Source organism: Streptomyces sp. NPDC012935, from assembly GCF_042900345.1.
Classification (GTDB): domain Bacteria; phylum Actinomycetota; class Actinomycetes; order Streptomycetales; family Streptomycetaceae; genus Streptomyces.
On record NZ_JBIBBC010000001.1, the window covers coordinates 495895 to 511469 of the forward strand.

At 72.9% G+C, this 15575-nt stretch carries 13 protein-coding genes; 8 read left to right on the forward strand and 5 right to left on the reverse strand.

Going from position 1 to position 15575, the window contains the following annotated elements:
• Positions 1-21 precede the first annotated feature (21 nt).
• Genes ACFY5C_RS02125 through ACFY5C_RS02160 form a run of 8 tightly spaced genes read left to right on the forward strand, consistent with a single transcriptional unit; the run spans position 22 to position 8720 of the window.
• Positions 22-342: an acyl carrier protein gene (locus tag ACFY5C_RS02125; protein ID WP_389439433.1), complete on the forward strand. Its 321-nt coding sequence runs from the start codon at positions 22-24 to the stop codon at positions 340-342.
• Positions 339-3395 carry a type I polyketide synthase gene (locus tag ACFY5C_RS02130; protein WP_389439435.1) on the forward strand — a complete coding sequence of 1019 codons (3057 nt, stop codon included), beginning with the start codon at positions 339-341 and terminating at the stop codon, positions 3393-3395. The genes ACFY5C_RS02125 and ACFY5C_RS02130 overlap by 4 nt, the downstream gene beginning before the upstream one ends.
• Positions 3395-4417, forward strand: a complete 1023-nt coding sequence (locus tag ACFY5C_RS02135) for a 3-oxoacyl-ACP synthase III family protein (protein WP_389439437.1) — start codon at positions 3395-3397, stop codon at positions 4415-4417. The genes ACFY5C_RS02130 and ACFY5C_RS02135 overlap by 1 nt, the downstream gene beginning before the upstream one ends.
• On the forward strand, positions 4414-6351 hold the full coding sequence (locus ACFY5C_RS02140; protein WP_389439439.1) for an HAD-IIIC family phosphatase: 1938 nt from the start codon (positions 4414-4416) through the stop codon (positions 6349-6351). Before ACFY5C_RS02135 ends, ACFY5C_RS02140 begins: the two co-directional genes overlap by 4 nt.
• On the forward strand, positions 6348-6587 hold the full coding sequence (locus ACFY5C_RS02145) for a phosphopantetheine-binding protein (protein ID WP_369274833.1): 240 nt from the start codon (positions 6348-6350) through the stop codon (positions 6585-6587). Before ACFY5C_RS02140 ends, ACFY5C_RS02145 begins: the two co-directional genes overlap by 4 nt.
• The gene (locus tag ACFY5C_RS02150) at positions 6584-6811 is read left to right on the forward strand and encodes a hypothetical protein (protein WP_389439441.1); all 228 of its coding nucleotides are present in this window, start codon (positions 6584-6586) and stop codon (positions 6809-6811) included. The genes ACFY5C_RS02145 and ACFY5C_RS02150 overlap by 4 nt, the downstream gene beginning before the upstream one ends.
• Positions 6808-7917: an alpha/beta fold hydrolase gene (locus ACFY5C_RS02155; RefSeq protein ID WP_389439443.1), complete on the forward strand. Its 1110-nt coding sequence runs from the start codon at positions 6808-6810 to the stop codon at positions 7915-7917. Before ACFY5C_RS02150 ends, ACFY5C_RS02155 begins: the two co-directional genes overlap by 4 nt.
• Positions 7914-8720 (forward strand): thioesterase II family protein, encoded by an 807-nt coding sequence (locus ACFY5C_RS02160; protein ID WP_389439445.1) that lies wholly within the window; start codon positions 7914-7916, stop codon positions 8718-8720. Before ACFY5C_RS02155 ends, ACFY5C_RS02160 begins: the two co-directional genes overlap by 4 nt.
• Here the strand turns inward: ACFY5C_RS02160 and ACFY5C_RS02165 are convergent.
• From ACFY5C_RS02165 to ACFY5C_RS02185, 5 genes are all read right to left on the reverse strand, one after another.
• Positions 8659-9537 (reverse strand): MBL fold metallo-hydrolase, encoded by an 879-nt coding sequence (locus tag ACFY5C_RS02165; protein ID WP_389439447.1) that lies wholly within the window; start codon positions 9535-9537, stop codon positions 8659-8661. The genes ACFY5C_RS02160 and ACFY5C_RS02165 overlap by 62 nt on opposite strands.
• Before the next feature lie 95 nt (positions 9538-9632).
• Complete coding sequence (locus tag ACFY5C_RS02170; protein ID WP_389439449.1) at positions 9633-11819, reverse strand: AMP-binding protein; 2187 nt, start codon at positions 11817-11819, stop codon at positions 9633-9635.
• The gene (locus ACFY5C_RS02175; RefSeq protein WP_389439451.1) at positions 11816-12991 is read right to left on the reverse strand and encodes a thiolase family protein; all 1176 of its coding nucleotides are present in this window, start codon (positions 12989-12991) and stop codon (positions 11816-11818) included. Before ACFY5C_RS02175 ends, ACFY5C_RS02170 begins: the two co-directional genes overlap by 4 nt.
• A 5-nt stretch (positions 12992-12996) precedes the next feature.
• Positions 12997-14352 (reverse strand): MFS transporter, encoded by a 1356-nt coding sequence (locus ACFY5C_RS02180; protein ID WP_389439453.1) that lies wholly within the window; start codon positions 14350-14352, stop codon positions 12997-12999.
• A complete protein-coding gene (locus tag ACFY5C_RS02185; RefSeq protein ID WP_389439455.1) occupies positions 14349-15560 on the reverse strand; it encodes an alpha/beta fold hydrolase in 1212 nt (403 codons plus the stop codon). The genes ACFY5C_RS02180 and ACFY5C_RS02185 overlap by 4 nt, the downstream gene beginning before the upstream one ends.
• Positions 15561-15575 lie beyond the last annotated feature (15 nt).

Below are 15575 nucleotides of genomic sequence, written 5' to 3' on the forward strand. Positions count from 1 at the left end.
TCCGGAAGAGAGATGCACGCCATGAGCATCACCGACCAGTCCCTCACCCCCGTCGGCACCGCCCCCGTGGACCAGGCGTCGCCGCACTCCGGCGCTGCGGACATCGAAGGGTGGCTGACCGAGCGGGTGGCCTTCCATCTGCGCCGGGCCTCCGAGGAGATCGACCCGGACACCCCGCTCGCCGACTACGGCATCGACTCGGTCGCGGCGATCAGCATCTGCGGCGAGATCGAGGCGCACGTCCGGCTCGCGGTCTCCCCCACCATCGCCTACGACTTCCCGACCGTCCACGCGATCAGTGAGCACCTCGCCGAGCGCCTGGCCTCCGGGGACCCGTCGTGACCGAGCGCGAACCGATCGCCGTCGTCGGCCTGGACTGCCGCTTCCCCGGCGCCCGCGACGCCCGCGAGTACTGGTCGCTCCTCATGGACGGACGCGACGGCACCGACCGGGTTCCCGGCGAGCGCTGGGACGCCGACCGCTACCACACCGCCTCACCGACCGCGCCGCAGAGCGCCTCCGAAGCCCGGCCGCCGGGCCGCAGCAACACCGTGCGCGGCGGGTTCATCCAGGACCCCGACGCGTTCGACCCGGGCTTCTTCGGGATCTCTCCGCGGGAGGCCGCGGCCATGGACCCGCAGCAGCGGCTGCTGCTGCAGTGCTCGTGGCGGGCCATCGAGGACGCGGCCGTCGCCCCGCAGGACCTGGCCGGCACCGACACCGGCGTGTTCGTCGGGGTGATGGCCAACGAGTGGGCGTATCTCCAGCTCGCCGACTACGACAGGATCACCGCCCGGTACGGCTCCGGCAATGGCTACTTCATGGGCGCGAACCGGGTTTCGTACCACCTCGACCTCAAGGGCCCCAGTCTCGCCGTGGACACCGCCTGCTCCTCCTCGCTCTTCGCCGTCCACCTCGCGATGGGCTCACTGCGCTCCGGGGAGTGCGACTTCGCGCTGGCGGCCGGGACCAACCTGATCATGACGCCGGTCATCAACATCTTCTACACCCAGGCCGGCCTCTCGGCGCCCGACGGTCGCTGCAAGCCGTTCAGCGCCTCGGCCGACGGCATCGGACGGGCCGAGGGCGTGGCGGTGCTGGTGCTGCGCAGGCTCAGCGATGCCCTGACGGACCGTCAGCCGGTGTACGCCGTGCTGAAGGAGACCGGGATCAACCAGGACGGGCGCAGCAACGGCATCACCGCGCCCAACCGCTGGGCGCAGCAACGGCTGATCGAGTCCGTCTGGCAGCGGGCCGGCATCACCGCCGACGACATCGGGTTCGTCGAGGCGCACGGCACCGGCACCCTGCTGGGCGACTTCATCGAGGCGCAGGCGCTCGGCGAGCTGACCAGTGGCCGCAGCGGCGGCAGCGTGGGACTGGGCTCGGTCAAGAGCAACTTCGGGCACGCCGAGGGGGCGGCCGGGATCGCCGGGCTGATCAAGACCGTGCTGGCGCTCCACCACCGCACGGTGCCGCCCAGCCGGTTCGCGGCCGACGCGAACCCGAGGCTGGACCTGCCCGGGCGCCGGCTCTCCCTGCTCAAGGCACCGCTCAGGCTGCCGTCCGGCACCGTCCACGCCGCGGTCAGCAGCTTCGGTATGGGCGGCAGCAACGCCCACGCCGTGCTCGCCTCCGCCCCCCGAGCGGTGCACCGCGGCCGCGACCGGGCGCCCGGGGTGTTCACGGTCTCCGCCCGCTCCCCCGAACGGCTGCGCGCCAATCTGCTGGCGCAGGCCGACGCCCTGTCACGCCGCCCGGAGAACCAGCTGGCGCAGCTGTGCTGGACCAGCAATCGCGTCAAGTCCCGCCTGCCGTATCGGGCTACCGTCGCCGCCGCCGACCTGCCCACGCTGGCCGCCGAGTTGCGCAAGGCCGCGGAGCACGCCGAGGAGGCCGCCCGGGTGGACGGCGGGCGGCGCGCGGTGGCGTCGGTGGCGTTCGCCTTCACCGGGCAGGGCGCCCAGCACCCCCGCATGGCCGCGTCCTGGTACCGGTCGTTCCCTGCCTACGCACGGCATTTCGACGAGATCGACAAGGTGCTCGCCCCGCACACCGGACGGTCGGTGCGCGACCTGGTCCTCGACGGCGATCCGGAGGTCCACCGGGCGCGCTCGGCCCAGCCGGCGCTGTTCGCCGTGGGGTACGCGATGGCCGCCGCCCTCGTCGAGTCCGGGATCGCGCCGTCGTACGTCCTCGGGCACAGCATCGGCGAGTTCGCCGCCGCCTGCCTGGCCGGTGCGCTGGACGTGGCGGACGCCGCCCGGCTGGTCGCCCGGCGCGGGGCGCTGATGGAGGCGCTGCCCGGGGACGGCGGGATGCTCGCGGTGAGCATGGGTGCCGCGGACGTCGAGTCGCTGCTGGTGAGGCGGCGGCGGCTCGGACTGGCCGCCGTCAACGGACCGGGCAGCACGGTGGTCGCCGGTGACCTTCGTGAACTGGCCGCACTGGAAGATCAGTTGGCCAAGCGTGGGGTGGCCGCCCGGCGGCTCACCGTCTCCCATGCCTTCCACTCGCCGCTGATGGAACCCGTGGTCGAGGACTTCCGCCGGGAGTGCGCGGACCTGCCCGCCCGGGGACCACGAATTCCGCTCTTCTCCACGGTGAACGGCCATCAACTCACCGGCGGGGAAGCCATGGACGCCGACTACTGGGCACGGCAGATCACCGCGCCGGTGCGGTTCGCCGATGCCGCGAGCGCTCTGCTGGCCGCAGGCGTGACCCACGTGGTGGAGATCGGCCCGCGGGCGGTGCTGACCCCGCTGCTGGCCCGGCTCAAGCCGGACGCCGGTCGCCCGGTGCGCCTGCACGCCGCCCACCCGGGCGAGCATGCCTCGGACCACCGGCCCCAGCAGCTGTTCGGTGAGCTGTGGTGCGCCGGGCTCGCACCGGAGTGGGACGTGCTGTACGCCGAGGCCGACCGGGTGCCCCGCCGACTGCCGCCGTACGTGTTCGACGACTCGTTCCGCGCCTGGCGCACCGGCACCGCCCCAGGCCTGCCCGAACTGTCCGCGCCGCCCGTCCCCCCTGGCGCGGACACCGCGGTCCGTAGGGGTGCGGACCGCGGGGAATCGTGCCCGCCGGCCCCGGCGGGTGACCTGCCGGACCCTCTCGCCGTCCTGACACGCCAACTGGTGTGCCGGGTCGGCGGGCACGATCCCGAGCACGTGCACGACCACCACCGGCTGCACGAGGACCTGGGCTTCGACTCGATCCGGGTGATGGAGCTCAAGGCCCGCATCGAGGACGCGCTCCCGCGACTCGGCACTCTCCCGATCGAAGACCTGCTCGCCGGCCTGCGCACCGTGGGTGACCTCGTCGGATTCCTGCGCGAGAGGCACGTCGCCGAAGGCGCCGCCGCTCCTTTACCCACAACCCCGGAAGGAACCCGCTGATGACCGCCCCCATCGTCCATCTGGCCTCGGTCGGCACCTGTCTGCCCGGTGACCCCGTGGACAACGCGACCCTGGCCAAACTCGTCGGCGTCGACGAGACCTGGGCCGAGATGTTCATCGGCAACGCCACCCGGCACTTCACCGTCGACCTCCCGACCGGTGAGGTACGGCACACACTGGCCGACATCGCCGCGACCGCCGCCGACCGGGCGCTGACTCAGGCCGGTCTGGAGCCGTACGACATCGACTGCGTCGTCATGGGGACGGCCACGCCGGACCAGCTGATGCCCGCCACGGTGAACCTGGTGGCGGACCGGCTCGGCATCGACAACGTCCCCACCTATCAGCTGCAGTCCGGCTGCGCCGGCGCCGTGCAGGCCCTCGATGTGGCCCGCACGCTGCTGCTCGCCGAGCGCTGCGGCACGGTGCTGGTGATCGGCGGCGACGTGTGCGCCAAGCACCTGGAGACGGATTTCGACCTGGGATCGCGCACATCGGCCGAGCTGGTCAACTACGTGCTCTTCGGCGACGGCGCCGGCGCGGCCGTGCTCAGCAATGAAGCGCTCGGGCAGCGCGTCGTGATCCGTCAGGTGCTCAACCGGCTGGTGGGGCTGGGCCGGGAGCCGGGCCAGGTCGTCGACTGGTTCGGGCTCGGCGACCGGCACACCGACCGCACCGCCGTCTTCGAGGACTACAAGGCGATCGAGGAGGCGGTGCCCGCGCTGGCCCAGCAGACGTTCTGGGAGCTCATGGAGGACCTGGGCTGGGGCACGCATGAGCTGGACTTCCTGCTGCCCCCGCAGCTGTCCGGCCGGATGAGCGACCGCATCTCCGACGGCATGCCCGCCCCGAACGCCCGCCGCGTCAACGTGGTGCGCCATGTCGGCAACAACGGCAACGCGCTGCCGTTCCTCCAGCTGGAGGAGCTGCTGCGGCAGTGGGACGGCCCCGGGCGCGCCCTCGCCGTCGCCATCGAGTCAAGCAAGTGGATCAAGTCCGGTGTCGCACTGGAGCGTTCATGACGGCGACCAAGAAGCACAGCACACCGGACCCGGTGGCCACCTGGCACGACTCCGAGGCGTTGAGCGCGCTGCGCGCCCTGCACCGCGCGGGCAGGCTCCCGGCGGAGTACGGCTCGGTACGGTCCCTGCTGTCGCGCATGCCGGTGGCCGACCTCCCGGCCGCGGGCCAGTTGCTGGCCCGGCTCGATCCCAAGGAAGTGTGCTGCCACGCGGAGGTGCCGGTGGTCACCGTCACCGTCACCGGCCACTCGACGGTGGCTGGGCTGGTGGCTCCCCTCACCTCCGAACTGGCCCGGCACGGGCTGCTGCTGGAGGCGAAGGTATCGCCGTACGGCGCCTACCTCCAGGATCTGATGCGCCCGGTGACGGCCGGCGAGGACCAGCCACAGCTCACGCTCTGCCTGCTCGACGCGCACACCGTCTTCGACGACGTCACGGTGCCGTGGCGAGCCGAGGACGTGGAGGCCGCCGCACGGGCCAGGCTCTCGCTCCTGGCCGGCGCCGTGCGCACCCACCAGCAGGCCGGCCGGGGCCTGCTCGTTCTCAACACCGTGCCGCTGCACCGCCGTTACACCCACCAGCTGGTCGACCTGCGCTCGCGGGCCCGGCTCGGCGCGGTGTGGCGGGAGTTCAACAGCGGGCTGCTGAACCTGGCCGAGCAGTACCCGGGCGTGGTCACCGTGGACCTCGACCCGCTGATCGCCGAGGGCGTACCGGCGTGCGAGCCACGCACCGCGCAGTACGCCCGGGCCCGGCTCTCCGACGCGCTGCTGGCCGCCTACGCCCGGGAGACCGCCCACGTCGTACGCGCCCGCCTCGGCCGCACCCGCAAGTGCCTGGTGCTGGACCTGGACGGCACACTGTGGGGCGGGGTGCTCGGCGAGGCCGGGCCCGGTGGCATCGAGCTCGGCGCGGGGCTGCGCGGTGAGGCCTTCCAGGAGTTCCAGCGGACGGTGCAGCAGCTCGGCGCGCAGGGCGTACTGCTCGCGGTCAGCAGCAAGAACGACGCCGAGCTGGTCCGCGCGACGCTGCGCACCCATCCGGGCATGCTGCTGCGCGAGGACGACTTCGTCCGCGTCAACGCCAACTGGAAGGCAAAGCACGACAATCTCCGCGACATCGCGGACAGGCTCGGGCTCGGCCTGGACAGCTTCGTCTTCGTCGACGACAGCACCTTCGAGTGCGGGCTGGTCGGCGAGCAGCTGCCCGAGGTCGCCGTGGTCCGCGTCGACGAGGAGCCCGCGCTGCATCCCGCGGCGCTGCTGGCCGACGGCTGGTTCGACCTGTTCGAGCTGACCGAGGCCGACCTGGAGCGGGCCGGCCGCTACCGCACCGAGACGCTGCGGCAGGAGTTCCGTGAGGACGTCGGCTCCTACGAGGACTATCTCGACGGGCTCGGCCTGGAGGTCGACCTGCGGCCGCCGGACGAGTCCGAGATCGCTCGGGTGTCCCAGCTGACCCTGCGCACCAACCAGTTCCACCTGGCCACCGAACGTCTGCAGGCGGCCCAGGTGTCGGCGCAGGTGGACCGCCCGGGGCACCACGTGCCCGCCGTACGCGCGCGTGACCGGTTCGGTGACCACGGCCTGGTCGGCGCGCTGTTCCTGCGGCGTGAGGGAGAGGTGCTGCGCATCGACAACTTCGTCCTGAGCTGCCGGGTGTTCTCCCGGGGCATCGAGAGCGCCTGTGTGGCGGCGGTGCTGCGGTTCGCCCGCGACACCGGAGCGAGCGCGGTGACGGGCCGCTACCTTCCCTCGCCCCGCAACGCGGCCTTCGCCTCCTTCTACGCCGACCACGGTTTCGCCCCGGTCGGCACCGACCCGGACGATCCCGAGGCCGTCTTCTTCCGGCACGACCTGACCGACATCGCCCCCGCCCCTGCCCATCTGCGGCTGCACGCCGCGTTCGGGCCGTTCGACGGAGACCCGACATGACCACCGCCCTCGCCGACATCGCGGAGTTCCGCCTGCTGCTGGAGGAGGAACTCGGCCTGCACGTCCGGGCCGACGACCTCGATCGCCCGCTGGACGACTTCCCCGACTGGGACTCGGTGCTGCTGCTCAGGCTCGTGACCGTCGTGGAGGACGTCGTCGGCCGACGCGTCCCGGTGGCCGACGTGCTCCAGGCACGCACGTTCCGCCAGATGTTCGAGGTGGTGGCCGGCCCGTGACCACCCCTCGGCCCGCCGCCGCGCCCGACGCCCCCGACACCTGCCTGCACTTCCACGCCTTGTTCCTCGACACCCAGCTCGACGTGTTCGTCTCCCCCGGCCTCGGCAGGCGGGTGCGGGCCGGTCTCGCCCGTTTCCTCACCGGCCGCGGGAACAGCCGGGCGACCGACGGCACGCCCGATACCCCGGAACGGATCCAGGAAGAGAAAGGAGCGGCCCGATGATTCCCCTCGCGGAGCTGCGGAGGTTCGCCCTGCCCCACGCGCACGCCCAGGGCATCCCCGCAGATGTCATCGACCGGGTGATGCGGAGCCTCAGCACGGACGTCGGGGACGAGGGCCCCGGCGCCTGGGTGCACGAGTGGTCGTCGCTCGGCATGGCGGCCGAGGCTCGCGGCCGCGACCTGGACGCCGTCCGCTGCTACGCGATGGCCCGTTTCCCCTACGTCGACGGGCCGTTCCGGCAGGCGGCGCAGAGCGCCTGCGTCGAGGCCTTCGACCGCTGGCGCAAACGCGTACGCGGCATCTCCCGGCTCGACCTGCACGACGGGGAGAACGGCTTCGCCTGCTGGGCCGCCGGCCTGTCCACCCATAACAGGCTCCCGCTCATCATCGTCCTGGGCGGCGTCACCGGCACCAAGGAGCAGTGGGCCCCGGTGCTCGCCGGAGCCGACCGGCTCGGCGCGGCCGTCGTGGTAACGGAACTGCCCGGCGTCGGCGAGAACACCCTCACCTACGGAACGGACAGCACACGCATGCTCACTTACCTCCTCGACCTGCTCGGCCGCGCCGCCGACGCCTCCCGCACCTGTGTCGTGGGCCTGAGCTTCGGCGGGCATCTCGCGCTGCGCCAGGCCCTGGAGGACGACCGTATCCGGGGGCTGGCCACCGTCGGGGCTCCGGTGCGGGACTTCTTCGTCCGCGCCGCGGACCACACGCCGCTGCCGCGCCTGGTGAACCTGACCCTCTCCCACATCATGCGCACACCGGTGGACCGGCTTCCGGCCGCCCTGGCCGACTGGGAGCTGGACGAGGAGCGGCTCACCCGGCTGCGCACGCCGGTCGCCTACGCGGCGAGCCGCACCGACGAGATCGCGCCTCCCTCGGACGTCGAGCTGCTGGAGCGTACCGTGCCGCACCTGCGCCTGGTGGAGAACGACGTCCTCGGCGGCCGGCCCGACCGGGCGGCCGAGACCCGGCTGTGGCTGCTGTCGCAGGCGCTGCGCATGACCGGCACGGCGGGTACCGTACGCCGGGCCGCCTCGGCCCGCGCCCGCGTCCTGCGCGCCCGCCACCGCCTCGCCCGTACGTCGGCCGGAGACTCGGCATGACGAGGAGTGCCTCGGCCTCCTGCCTGAGCCGGGCGCCCCGTGCGGGCGCCCGGCTGCGGCTGTTCTGCTTTCACCACGCCGGCGGCGGGGCCTCGTTCTTCAGTTCCTGGGCCCGGCGCGTGCCGGCGGACGTCGACGTCCTGCCGGTGCAGCTGCCGGGCCGCGAGGCGCGCTACCGCGAGCCGCGGTACCAGGACGCCGGGGAGGTGGTCGACGCCCTCGGGCGCGAGCTAGCTCCCTGGCTCGACGAGGGACCGTGGGCCGCGTACGGGCACAGCATGGGCGCCCTGCTGTCCTTCGCGCTGGCGGCGGCCCGGCTGCGCGCGGGCGGCCGCGGTCCGGACGCACTGTTCCTCGGGGCTTACGCGGCCCCGCACCGTACGCCCACGCTGCCGCCGCCCGACCGGTACCAGGACGGCGAACTGGCCCGCCTGCTCGTGGACTTCGGCGGGCTGGACCCGCGGTTCCTGGGGCGGGAGGACTGGCTGCGGGCGCTGCTGCCGATCCTCCGCGACGACCTGCGGATCTGCGCGAGCCACCAGCGGGCGGGGCTGCCGGACCCGGACGACGAGCGGGCCCGGCTGCCGCTGACCGTAGAGGCGTTCGCCGGCACCGACGACCCGCTCGTCGACCCGACCGCCGTGCGGGCCTGGGGGCGGTATGTGCACCGCTTCCGCCTGACTCCGGTCCCCGGCGGCCACTTCTTCCCGCGCGAGGCGCCCGACGCGTTCTTCGACCGGCTCAACCGTTCGCTGGCCCGGCTTCTCGCGGAGCCGGGGGCACCACCCGGGGCACCCGGCTGATCCGCCGCCGGATGTCCTCGGCATTCTTCTCGTACAGCGTGCGCTGCTCCTGGATGCCTGGCATGACCCACAGCGGCCGCGCCGAGGCGTCGGCGAACGCGAGGCCGTGGTCGTCGGGCCGCAGCCCCGTCAGGGTGAGCTCGAACGACTCCAGGTAGTCGATGTCACCGGCCGCGGTGAGCCGGAACGGCCGGTCGTGGCCCGGGTAGATCAGATCGGACACCGTCAGGACCCGCTCGATGCTGTGGGCGGCCTGGTCGGCGTCCCAGAACACCAGGGGGTTGCGCCTGGTGCGGGCGACGTACGCGAAGTGCAGGGCGTCACCGGTTATGGCGGCGCGCCCGTGCTCGGTCTGCACGATCACGCCGATGCTGCCGGGCGAGTGGCCGGGCAGGCCGATGACGCCGACCCCCGGGATGATCTCCTCCCCGTCCGTGACCTCGCGGACGGGGAGCTGTTCCAGCAGCAGCCCCGTCCAGGCGGGCGTGGCCCAGTCGTTGGCGTGCGGGAGGTGCGCGTACCGGCGTTCGTCGGGGTGCAGGACGAGGGTGGCCCGCGGGAACAGGTCGACGTTCTGGACGTGGTCCCAGTGGGCGTGGGTGAGGACGACGGTGTCGATGTCCTCGGCGGTGAGGCCGTGTCGGGCGAGCGCGTTCCAGAGGAAGGGGCGGCGGCCGACGTGGGCGGCGTCGATGATGATGTTCCTCTCCCGTCCGGCCGCGTCCGGACCGCGGACCAGGAACACCCCGCAGAAGGCGGGATAGCCCTGGTCCGTGTCGATGGCGAAGCCGGGCAGGAGGATGTCGATCGTCGGCATGGAACTCCCTTGGGTGGTGGGCGTGGCGGGCTGTGGACGTCTCGTCCGCCTGCATGGGTGCCGGGTCGGGTGGCCCGCCTGAACGGGTCCTGCCTTCACTGCTCGTGCAGGGCGGCACGGATCGCGTCGAGGCAGGCCGGGTTGACGAGTGTGGACAGGTCGCCGGGTGCCTCGCCGGTGACGAGGCCGCGGACGAGCCGCCGCATCACCTTGCCGTTGCGGGTCCTGGGCAGCTCCGGCACGGCGACCACCCGGGCGGGGCGGAACGCGGCGCCGAGCGCACCGGCCACCCGCCCACGAATCCGCTCGGCCTCCGTCTCGCCCAGCGACCGGCCGTCGGCCGGGACCGCGAAGCACCACAGGGCCTCCCCCGTGACAGGGTGCGGGATACCGACCGCGGCCGCCTCGGCGACAGCCGGGTCGCCGACGACGGCGTCCTCGACCTCGGTGGGCCCGAGCCGTTTGCCGGCCAGCTTGATGACATCGTCGAGCCGCCCGTGGACGAACCACTCGTCGCCGGTGCGTGAGACGAGGTCGCCGTGGGACCAATGGCCCGGCCTGGGGCCGAAGTAGGTCTGGGCGAAGCGTTCGCGCGCCCGCCACAACCCCCGGGTCATGCCCGGCCAGGAGCGCTCGACGACCAGCTCCCCGAGCTGCCCCTCCGGCGGCTGCGCGCCGGAGTCGTCCTCGACAACCGCGGCGATGCCCAGGCAGGGGCCCGCGAAGGCGCACGGCGACTGGGGCAGGGTGGGCGCGGAGGCGAGCAGGGATCCGCCGACCTCGGTGCCGCCGCAGATGTTGATCACGGGGCAGCGTTTGCCGCCGAACTCGGCGAAGTACCAGCGCCAGGCGTCCTCGGTCCACGGCTCCCCGGTCGAGCCGAGGATCCGTAGCCGGGAGGGCACGACCGGGTCGCGCGCCTCACGACGCATCAGCATGCGGGCCAGGCTGGGCGAACTCCCGAAGACGGTGACCTCGTGGTCGTCGAGCAGGTGCCACAGGCGGGTGACGTCCGGGTGGTCGATCGCGCCCTCGTAGGCCAGGACGCAGGCGCCTGCGAGGGTGCCGCCCAAGGCGATGAGCGGGAACATGATCCAGCCGGGGTCGGTCACCCAGAAGACCACGTCGTCCGGCCGCAGGTCGAAGTTGTACCGGGTCTCGCTGCCGACCTGTGCCGGGAAGCCGCCGTGGGTGTGGACCGCGCCTTTCGGGCGGCCGGTGGTGCCGGAGGTGTGCAACAGGAGGAACGGGGCAGTGACGGGCACCGAGACGACCGGGACAGGTTCGGCGGCGGCCAGCCGGTGCCAGTCCGTCGTCGCGAGCCCGACGCGGTCGTGGCCACCGGGCCCTGAGGGCACCGTTTTTCGCCCCTCCTGCTCGCCGCCTGCGGGGGAGGGCCTCTCGGATGCCTCCGGCTCACCGCGCTCGCCGGCGGCCGAAGCGGGCCGTTCGGCCGTCACCGGCTCACCGCGCCCGCCACCCACCGAAGGAGCCTCAGCGGCGTGGGCCCGTTCGTCGGGCCCACCGGTCCCGGACGGCACGCCAGGCCCAGCCGGGGCGCGCGGACAAGGTGAGTCGGACGAGTGCCGTGGCCCGCTCGGCTCCCGCACGACGACGAGATGGCGTACGCACGTGGCGCTCTCCAGTGATGTGCGGGCCACCGCCGCCATGTCCTGCCGACGCCCTCGCCGGACGGCGTCCCCGGCGGTCACCAGGACCCGGACGTCGGCATCGACGAGCCGGATCGCTAAGGCCTCGGCGCCGAACCCCGAGAACAGCGGAACCAGTACGGCACCGATGCGCGCGCAGGCGAAGAGCAGGACGAAAGCCTCGGGACCGGGAGGCAGGTAGCCGGCCACGCGGTCCCCGGACATGACACCGAGCCCGCGCAGCCCGCCGGCCACCCGGGCGCTGTACGCGGCCGCCTCACCGTAGGTCAGCACCCCGCGCGTGCCGTCCTCCCGCTCCCAGCGCAGTGCCGGAGCCTGCCCGCTCCCCTGCCGCACCCGGCGCTCCAGGCAGGAGTCCACGAGGTTGGTGTACGCGCCCGGGAACCAGCGCGTGAACGCGATGCCTCCGGATTCGTCGCACACGCGCAGCGGCGGCCGGTGCCAGACTATGCCGATGTCCTGCACGGCCCGCTCCCAGAACCACTCGGGGTCGGCCGCGGACCTGGCCTGGAGCGCGCGGTAGCCGCCGTCGACGCCGTGCCTGCGGCAGAACGCCGCGATGTTGCTCCGCTCGGTGAACTCCCGCGTCGGATACCAGGCGTACGCGCTCATCGGGCCGCGCTCGGATTCTCGATCAGTGCGGCGATGCCCTGGCCGCCGCCGATGCACAGGGCCACCACGGCCAGCCGGCCGCCGGTGCGGCGCAGTTCGTGCGCCGCCTTGAGCAGCAGGACGCATCCGGTGGCGCCGATGGGATGGCCCAGGGCGATCGCCCCACCGTTCGGGTTGACCCGGTCCGGTTCGAGCTTGAGGTGGTCCATGACGGCGAGGACCTGGGCTGCGAACGCCTCGTTGAGTTCGATCACGTCGATCTCGTCCAGGGTGAGGTCGTTGCGGCGCAGCAGCGTGCGGATCGCCTCCGCGGGGGCGACGCCCATGATCTCCGGCTCCAGCGCCGTGACGGCGGCGTCACGCAGTCGGCACAGCGGTGTGATGCCGGAGTCGAGGTCGGCCGCGCGCATCAGGAGCACGGCGGCGGCACCGTCGTTGATGCCGGCCGAGTTCCCGGCGGTGATCGTGCCGTGCTCCGCGAAGACGGGGCGCAGGCCTGCGAGTTTCTCCTCCGTCGTACCGGGCCGGGGGTGTTCGTCCCGCTCGACGATGCCGTGCGCGGTGGTCACGGGCACGATCTGGTCCTGGAACCGTCCCTCCTCCAAGGCGATACAGGCGCGCCGCTGGCTCTCGGCGGCCCATCTGTCCTGGCGCCGCCGCGAGATGCCGTACCGGTCGGCCACCGCCTCGCCCGTCATGCCCATGGGGTAGTCCCCGAAGGGGTCGGTGACCAGGGAGACGGTGCCGTCGATGGTCGTGCCTTCGGCCAGTTCGTCGGGGGCCCGTTCGCCGTAGTCGAGCAGCGGCTGACGGGTCATCGACTCGTTGCCGCCCGCCACGACGACATCGGTCGCACCGAGGGTGAGGCTCTGCGCGGCCGACCAGACCGCCTGGAGTCCTGATCCGCACAGCCTGTTGACGTTGTACGCGGTGGTCCGCACGGGCAGCCCGGCACGCAGTGCGGCGCGCCGGGCGTTGAACGCGTCGGGGCCGACCTGGCCCACGCAGCCCAGGACGACTTCATCCACGGCGTCGAGTTCCAGTCCGCCGCGCAGGACCGCCTCCCGGATCACAACGGCTCCCAGCCGGTGGGCGGGCACCGAACTCAGATCGCCTTTGTACCGGCCGATCGGGGTGCGGGCCCCGTGGACGACGGCGATGTCTACGGGCATCGGGGTCACTCCTTCACTGAGGGCTCCGCGTCCGTGCCGAACGCGGGGGACGCCACCGGGGGGTCGGGCAGCAGGGCGAGCGCGTCCCGGTCGGGACGGATCAGGAACGCCGAGAGGACGGCACCGGTGATCAGCAGGCCGGCGGTCAGGTCGAAGGCCCGGCCGTAGCCGACGGCCTCGGTGGGGGCGGCGTCGATGATCCGGCCGGTGACGTAGGGGGCGAGCAGGCTGGAGAGGGCGGCGAGGGCGTAGGACAGTCCCAGAGCCGCGCTGCGTCGTCCGGGCGGGCAGATGTCCGCGATCGCCGCGTTGGTCAGCGGGGTCTGTCCGTTGCCGGCTGAGAACGCGAGTACGAGCAGCGGCAGCAGGACGGCGGGGCCGACCCGGGTCGTCAGGAGCAGGCAGACACCGGCCAGAAGCGGAAGTGACGCGCCGATCAGCCCCTGCGCGACCCGGGCGGTCCCCCCTCGCCGCAGCAACCGGTGCGCGACGGCTCCCGCGGTGAGGACGAGGACGGCCATCGACAGGGCGGGCAGGCCGACGATCCCGCTGACCTCCGCGTCGCTGAAGCCGGCCTGTTCCTCCAGGAACAGCGGGAGCCAGGCGAAGCCCAGTGCGAGCGTCCACATGACCGCGAACGCCGAGAACGTCGCCCCCAGCCAGGTGCCGGTGGTGACGACGCGCCAGAACGGCACGGACGTCTGCTCCTCTGCCGCCCTGGACGGTTCGTCCTGGGCGGGGCCGAGGCGCGCGGTGTACGGGCCGCCGCCACCGAGCCTGAGCCAGGCGACGGCCCACACCACCCCGACGGCCCCGAGCAGGCCGAACGCGGCCCGCCAGCCGAGGCTGTTGCTGACCAGGACGACCAGCGGGGCGGCCAGGACGGTGCCGCCGGCGGCACCCGCGACCACGACGGCCGAGGGCAGGGCACGCCGCTTCTCCGGGAACCAGGTGAAGGCCGTGTAGTTGGCCAGGGGGTACCCCGGCCCCTCACCCGCACCGAGCGCCACCCGGGTGGCGACGAGCGCCGCGAATCCTGTTGCGGGGAGGAGGATCGGCAGCTGGGCCGCCGCCCAGACCAGGGCGAGCACGGCAAGCAGGGGCCGGGGGCGGATGCGGTCGCCGAGGAAGCCGACGGAGACCGCCGAGAGGCTGAACAACAGGTAGAAGCTGCTGGCGATGGTGCCGAACTCGGTGGCCGTGAGGTCGAGATCGTCCTTGATGGGGCCCGCGGTCAGACCGAGCACGGCCTTGTCGGCGGCGTTGATCACGATGAACAGCGCGAGCAGGGTCAGTACGGTGCGCCTGCGGCGCCGGGTGTCGTCCGCGGCGTCCGGCCGGGTGTCCGCTTCGACGGTCATGCCAGGGACAGCCGTTCGTCGAGCCAGTCGAACGTACGCTGGTGGAAGCGGAGCGCCGCGCCCTCCTGGCAGTGCTCACCGGCCCCTTCGGCGTCGGTGAACACCGTGAACTCCTTCGGGCAGCGCAGCGCGTCGTGCACCCGCCTGGCCTCACCGTGGCAGATCACGTCGTTCTCCGCGTCGAGGACCAGGGTCGGGCAGGTGACATGCTCGGCCGCGCCGTCGAGGTTGTACGGCGCGCAGGCGCGCAGCGCCTCGGGGGGCGTCTTGGCCCCGAAGACCCACATGCCGTGCCGCAGGAACCAGCGCACCCGTGTGCTCCGCACCATGTCGACGTCCAGTGCGGGCCCGGCCACGTCGTCGCGGCCCTCCGCCACCCATTCGCCCAGGTGGGGCGGGATACCGCGGAGCGGGAGTTCGTAGAAGTCGTAGATCCCGTTGTGCAGGACGCACGCGGCGAGGCGGTCCTCGAACGCGGCCGCGCGGGCGGCCAGCAGCCCGCCGAAGCTGGTACCCCACAACACGAGCCTGTCAGGGTCCACCTCCGGACGGGTCAGAGCGTGGTCGACCACAGGGCCGACCACGTGTTCCCAGTCCGGCCGGAAGACGAGTCCCTGCTCCCGCCGGACGGACTGCTGACCGGGTCCTTCGAAGGCGAGCACGTGGTAGCCGCGGCGCAGCGCACCGCCCGCCACCATGAAGTACAGCTCTTCCAGGGTCGAGTCGTAGCCCCCGTGGTGGATCACCGTGGGCAGGCGGCGGGCCGTGTCGCCGGCTCCGTCGGCGCGGAACAGGTATCCCGGCAGGGTGGTGTCCTCATAAGGGATCTCCAGGCGCAGCGCGGGCACGTCGAAGAGTTCGGCCGCCCGTGCGAAGGTCTGCCGCGAGCACCGGGCGAGCCGGTCCGACTCGGTGTCGGCGTCGCGGTTCTCGACGCGGAAGAAGTCCGCGGTCCGGTAGTAGTTCGAGGCCCGCAGCAGTGCCTCACGGGCGCTGACCCGGTGGCCTGCGGCCAGCGCCTCGTCGCCGATGCGGTGGAGGCGTTCGGCGAGCGCGGTCCACTCGCGGTACCAGCCCTGCTCGTCGCCGTCCGGGATGTTCCGGCAGGTGACGAGGACCTCGCCGAGGTCCGCGCCGGCGTAGGCGGCGTGCCCGGCGGTACGCAGAGCCTGGAAGGAGAACGCCACATCGTCGAAGAGGAACTTCATCGTGACCCCCTTTCC